At 61.2% G+C, this 358-nt stretch carries 1 protein-coding gene; it reads left to right on the top strand.

Features of this window, described 5'->3' with window-relative positions; all coding sequences use genetic code 11:
* Positions 1-83: 83 nt before the first annotated feature.
* Positions 84-358 (top strand): DUF4116 domain-containing protein (locus E1297_RS51065; RefSeq protein ID WP_368669416.1); only part of this gene is annotated, 275 nt, incomplete at its 3' end.

Genomic DNA, 358 nt, shown 5'->3' on the forward strand with positions numbered 1-358 from the left:
GGCGTTGGCATATGTTCCGAAAGCCCTCCGAATGCCGGAGATATGCTTTGAGGCGGTGAGGCAAGATGGCAGGGCGCTGGAACATGTGCCGTGGTCCCTCCAGACGGAGGAGATGTGCCTCGAGGTCTCCAGACGCGAGAGATCTGCCTCGAGGCGAGCAAAACGGATGGGCGTTGCGATACATGCCGTCGCCCCTCCGGTCTCCTGAGATGTGCCTCGAGGCGGTGAGGCAACACGGCATAGCGTTGAAAGATGTACCGGAACCCCTCCAGACGGAGGAGGTGTGCCTCGAGGCGGAGGCATTGATGTATGTGCCGGATGACCTCCGGACGGAGGAGATGTGCTTTGAGGCGGTGAG

It is taken from the genome of Roseibium sp. RKSG952, assembly GCF_009711355.1.